8 protein-coding genes are annotated in these 4,541 nt (G+C 58.9%); 6 read left to right on the forward strand and 2 right to left on the reverse strand.

The window, feature by feature from the left end; translation table 11 throughout:
* Together AC3B8H_RS18775 and nikR are read right to left on the reverse strand one after the other, a co-directional pair.
* A partial coding sequence (locus tag AC3B8H_RS18775; protein WP_488443053.1) for a HupE/UreJ family protein occupies positions 1 to 695 on the reverse strand: 695 nt, incomplete at its 3' end.
* 173 nt (positions 696 to 868) lie between these two features.
* The gene (gene nikR / locus AC3B8H_RS18780; protein ID WP_488443054.1) at positions 869 to 1,336 is read right to left on the reverse strand and encodes a nickel-responsive transcriptional regulator NikR; all 468 of its coding nucleotides are present in this window, start codon (positions 1,334 to 1,336) and stop codon (positions 869 to 871) included.
* 111 nt (positions 1,337 to 1,447) lie between these two features.
* Between nikR and AC3B8H_RS18785 the strand changes: the two genes are divergently transcribed.
* The 6 genes from AC3B8H_RS18785 to AC3B8H_RS18810 all read left to right on the forward strand — a co-directional run.
* Positions 1,448 to 2,026, forward strand: coding sequence for a hypothetical protein (locus tag AC3B8H_RS18785; RefSeq protein ID WP_488443055.1), 579 nt, complete (start codon positions 1,448 to 1,450; stop codon positions 2,024 to 2,026).
* A gap of 16 nt (positions 2,027 to 2,042) precedes the next feature.
* Positions 2,043 to 2,447 carry a hypothetical protein gene (locus AC3B8H_RS18790; RefSeq protein ID WP_488443056.1) on the forward strand — a complete coding sequence of 135 codons (405 nt, stop codon included), beginning with the start codon at positions 2,043 to 2,045 and terminating at the stop codon, positions 2,445 to 2,447.
* Positions 2,448 to 2,467: 20 nt separating this feature from the next.
* Positions 2,468 to 2,851, forward strand: coding sequence for a copper resistance CopC family protein (locus tag AC3B8H_RS18795; protein WP_488443057.1), 384 nt, complete (start codon positions 2,468 to 2,470; stop codon positions 2,849 to 2,851).
* Positions 2,848 to 3,468, forward strand: coding sequence for a hypothetical protein (locus AC3B8H_RS18800; protein ID WP_488443058.1), 621 nt, complete (start codon positions 2,848 to 2,850; stop codon positions 3,466 to 3,468). The genes AC3B8H_RS18795 and AC3B8H_RS18800 overlap by 4 nt, the downstream gene beginning before the upstream one ends.
* Before the next feature lie 87 nt (positions 3,469 to 3,555).
* Positions 3,556 to 4,050, forward strand: a complete 495-nt coding sequence (locus tag AC3B8H_RS18805) for a hypothetical protein (RefSeq protein WP_488443059.1) — start codon at positions 3,556 to 3,558, stop codon at positions 4,048 to 4,050.
* Between the two features lie 15 nt (positions 4,051 to 4,065).
* A partial coding sequence (locus AC3B8H_RS18810) for a DUF2490 domain-containing protein (RefSeq protein ID WP_488443060.1) occupies positions 4,066 to 4,541 on the forward strand: 476 nt, incomplete at its 3' end.

Consider the following 4,541-nt stretch of genomic DNA (forward strand, 5'->3'; position numbering starts at 1 on the left):
TCGGAAGTGTTGCCGAATCTTTGCCGACTCGGCAGTTGCCCGGCCTGGAAACCCTCGATTGCCAAGCTTTCAGCCGCAAAAGCGGGAGGAGCGGCTTTCGCGAGCGCCGCGCTCGAGAAGCACGCGGTCAGCATAAAGGCCGCAATCAGCATCGCCAGTTTGGCGACTAGGAAGCCAGCGCCGTGCAACAGCAAGGTCGCCAACATGAAACCGGCGGTATAGGACAATAAACTCGCAGAAGCGGAAATTTCCTGACCGTGAGCCAGTCCGTGGAAGAAGGCAAAAAACGCCACGATGGCCAAGTTGGCGGTCGCGCCGTAACTGGCTCGCCGCCCGATCAGCAGCGCGAATACCGCGCAAGACAGCAGGATTAGCCCTTCCATGCTGGGAATCGCGAGTCCGGCCGCGCCGGCCAAGCCACCCAAACTCATCACGCCGACGAAGACCGACGGCAACATCCAAATGGCGCGCCCGCGCAATTGCGCGGCCCAAATACCGACGGCCAGCATCGTCACCAAGTGATCCCAGCCCTTCAAGGGATGGTTGAAGCCGTTACTCCAGCCGCCGATGTCGGTGCCGACGTGCTGCGCCCCCCAATAAACCAAGCCCGCCGCCGACAACAAACCCAACACCAACCAGCGCGCGAGCGCGGGGCGCTGGGGATGGGCGGCGGTTAGGCGGGTAGCGGGCAACATCGGTGAATACTCGACTAGCGGTTAAAGCTTAAAAAATTCCTGTAGGATGAATTGACAATCTATCACACGAAAGATCATACTGGTTTCTTAATATGAATTTTAAAAAAAACATCCTATCAATACGGTAATCGAATTTTGCTGCTCGATTTACGCACCGCGCAAATAATCCGCGCTCAACTATGCGGATGGAAATGGGTATGGGATTGCCCGTGGTGGCTATGTTGATGCTGCAACGCGGCCAGCTTGACCGGCACCAAGTTCAGCGCGCTGTGCCGAACGCCGGTTTCGGCGGAGAGTTTGTCGGCGAATCCGCGGATGCGCTGGGTCAAGCCGCGCAAAAACAAAGTCTCCAGACAATCGTCGTGGTCCAGATGGACATGCATCGACGACACCACCAGATCGTGGGCCTCGTGTTGATGATTAGTCAGCCGTTCGGCCAGATTCCGCTCGTGATGGTTGTAAACGTAGGAGAGCGTGGCGATGCTGTAGATCGCTTCATCTTCGGCCAGGCGCTTGGTTTCGATTTCCTTGCGCAACAAATCGCGCACGGCTTCGGAGCGGTTGGAGTAACCGCGAGCACCGATCCATTGATCGAATTCGACGGCCAATTCGTCGCTCAGAGAGATAGTAAATCGTTCCACGGCCGGCCCCCGTCGTTATTATTATTGAAAACCCGCGATTATAACCCAAGCCGAGCGGCGCCCGATCGGCAACCGGAAACTCGCCGGCCTGGTATCGCAAACGGAGCCTGAATGTCCGACGCCCCCTATACTCTCGACCATTTCAGCAAGCTCCTGATCCGCGGCCAAGTGGCGATTGCACTGCTACTGCTGCTGCTGCTACCCGCCGCCAACTTTTTTTATCCCACCGCGTACAGTTTGAAGGCCGGCCTGCACGGCGTCTGCGCGATCCTGGCGGTCGTCGCCGGCACCTATCTCACCCACCGCGCGCTGCCGTTGGTCCGAGGACTGCCGGTCGATCTGACCTCGCTGCGGCGTTGGCTGTTGACGGCCACGTTGCTCAATCTGGCCGGCGCGATCAGCGGCAACTGGATCTACATGCGCTATCGCGGCCAGCACGGTCCGCGCGACTGGATACTGCAGCAGGTACCGGCCTTTCATAACGTGCTGATGGAATTCAAGGAATTCATCTCGCTGTTTCCGTTTCCGCTGATGCTGTCGGCCACCTTCCTGCTGTATTACTACGGCCTGCCGAACACGATGCGCCGCGATATCGCCCGCTTTGTCGGCGTGACGATCTTGGTGTCCTGGAGTTTTCTGCTGCTGGGTTTCGCGGCCGGATTGATACTGGCGAAACTTCGCTTCGTTTGATCTTGCCGCCCCGACCATGACTGATTCCAATCAAAACCGAACCGCGCACTCCGGCCCGGCCGTCGCCGCCAGCCTGTCCCTGCTACTGGCTTTTTTGACCTTGATGATCACCCACCACGTGTCCCGTCTGACGCCGACGCTGGATAAATGGGTGCACGGCTACGGCTACTGGATACCCGGTTCGCGCGGCAGCGGACCTGACGGCAGCATCGGCTCCTATTCCGGTAAAGAAACCCTGGCCCTCGGGGTCTGGCTGGCGAGTTGGCTGATTCTGCACTTTCTGTGGCGCAAGCAGGATCTGGCTCTGGAAATCTGGACGCGCCTGTTCGTGATCGGTCTGGCGCTGATCACGCTCGGCTTCTTTCATCCGCTCGCCGATCCCATCGTGTTGTTCATCGCCGGCTGGTTCGGCCTTCCCTAATCGTCATGCGGAAAAATCTGATGCTACGCTACACGCTTGCCGCCGTCCTGGCCTTGGTTATGCCTACCGCCAGCCATGCCGAGGGCATCTTGCTGAAATCCGATCCCAAGAACGGCGCCGAAATCAGCGACTTCGACGGCACCGTCAAATTTTGGTTTAACGGCAATGTCGGCGGGCGCTCGCCTTCGGTCGTTGTCGTCGACGGCAACGGCCAGCGGGTCGATAACCGCGATGCCCGCTTGGTCCTCGGCGAACGGCATCGCCTGACCGCCACCACCCAACCCTTGCCGCCCGGACCTTACGCGATACGTTACCGGGTGATAACCGAAGACGGCCTGATCGTCAGCGGCGTTTCCAAGTTCGTGATCGCCGCAACCACACCCGGCACGGAGAAACATCCATGACTCGCGCCCGCCTTATTGTTAGTCTGATCTTGATTGCAACCGGCATGGATCAAGCCGGCGCCTCGGTGCCGCTTGGCGGCAACCGCAAGGGCGCGGGCGGCAGTTACGATATGTACGGCTGCATGCTCAGCAACGACTATTACGTGGTCAATTTTGCCGCCTATCAAATCGATCCGAATCAGGCCAAGGACAGCAAGGCCTTGCCCCAAGCCGAATGCGTGGACATTCCGGCGACCGGCAAAACCCAGATCAGCGTCGACCTGCTGGACCTGGACGTCCGCAAGAAACCGGTGGCCTTGCAAATTCTGCGCGAGGACGGCCAAGTCATTGCCGAGCTGCCGATGACGGTCGCCAAGCAAGGCGTCCTGACCACCACCGTGGATTTCAAAACCCCCGGCAAATACCAAGCCATCCTCAGTGTGGACGATACCGACCTGCATATCGCGCCGGCGGTCGGCGCGTTGCACATGCCGCTGACGGTCGGACTGGCGGTCGAAACCACCGGCTCCGGTAGCCGCCTATCCGTCCTGATCGCCGCCGTCGGCATCGCCATTGCCGGCGCGGCCTATTTTCTGCCGCGCCTGTTGAAACCTCGCCAAGCCGATTCGACCGGCTGAAACCGCGCCCAAGTAGCCGGCGATGGTCAAAGCACTCACGCGGCCATACGTGCGCCGCCAACCAACTGTAAACAATAGGATTCGACGATGAAAACCCTAATCGTTCCGTTAAGTTTGGTGATTGCCGCCGCGCTCGTGCTACCCGGCTGCGCCCATCACCATGACGGGCTGGCGTCCGAGCAAGCCCACCAACATTTCGCGCCCGGCCTCGGCGAGTTCATGGCTCAGACCGCCACCCGCCACGCTAAACTCTGGTTTGCCGGCCAAGCTCGAAACTGGCCGCTAGCCGGCTACGAAGTGGACGAACTGCACGAAGGCCTGGAAGATGCGGGCCACTACCATCCAAGCCACAAACACATCCAGGAGCCGATTCCGACCCTGATTGCCTCGCATATGGATCAACCGTTAGCCGGACTGGAACAGGCTATCGCCGCGCGGAACCCGCAAGCATTTATCGAAAATTACGATAAGCTTACCGAAGCCTGTAATAGCTGCCACCGGCAAACCGAGTTCGGTTTCAACGTGGTCGTCCGTCCCACAAGCAATCCGTTTACCAACCAGGCGTTCGGGACATCAGAATAATGACGGAGGGGGCTCATGCCTACTTTCAAGTCTTATGCGCCAGGGTTTTTTCCGTTGGCGCTAACCGCCGCGCTGTCCGCGCAAGCCGGCCCGGTCAAGGACGATAACGCCACCTGGATCAGCAACACCTACCAAACCGATTTCGGCGGCTCGCCCTACTTAGCCTTCCTGGAGTTAGCGCCGCGCACCAGAAACGACAACAGCGATTTCAGCCAAATCATCGTCAGACCGTTGATCGGTTATAAGCTGAGTCCGCATTTGCAATTGTGGGCCGGTTATACCTGGCAAGGCGAATATCTCGAAGAAAGAGACTTCGAGCTGGCAACCAATGACGCAATGGAACAATTGCAATGGTTGGACAACTGGACCCCCGCGCTGAATTTTCAGTACCGTTTTCGGCTGGAACAACGTTTTTTCGCCGACGACGGCGACACCGGACATCGCATGCGCCACCGGCTTCGTTGGACTTATACGCTACCGGACAGCAAGGC

It is taken from the genome of Methylomonas sp. BG-2 (assembly GCF_057766305.1).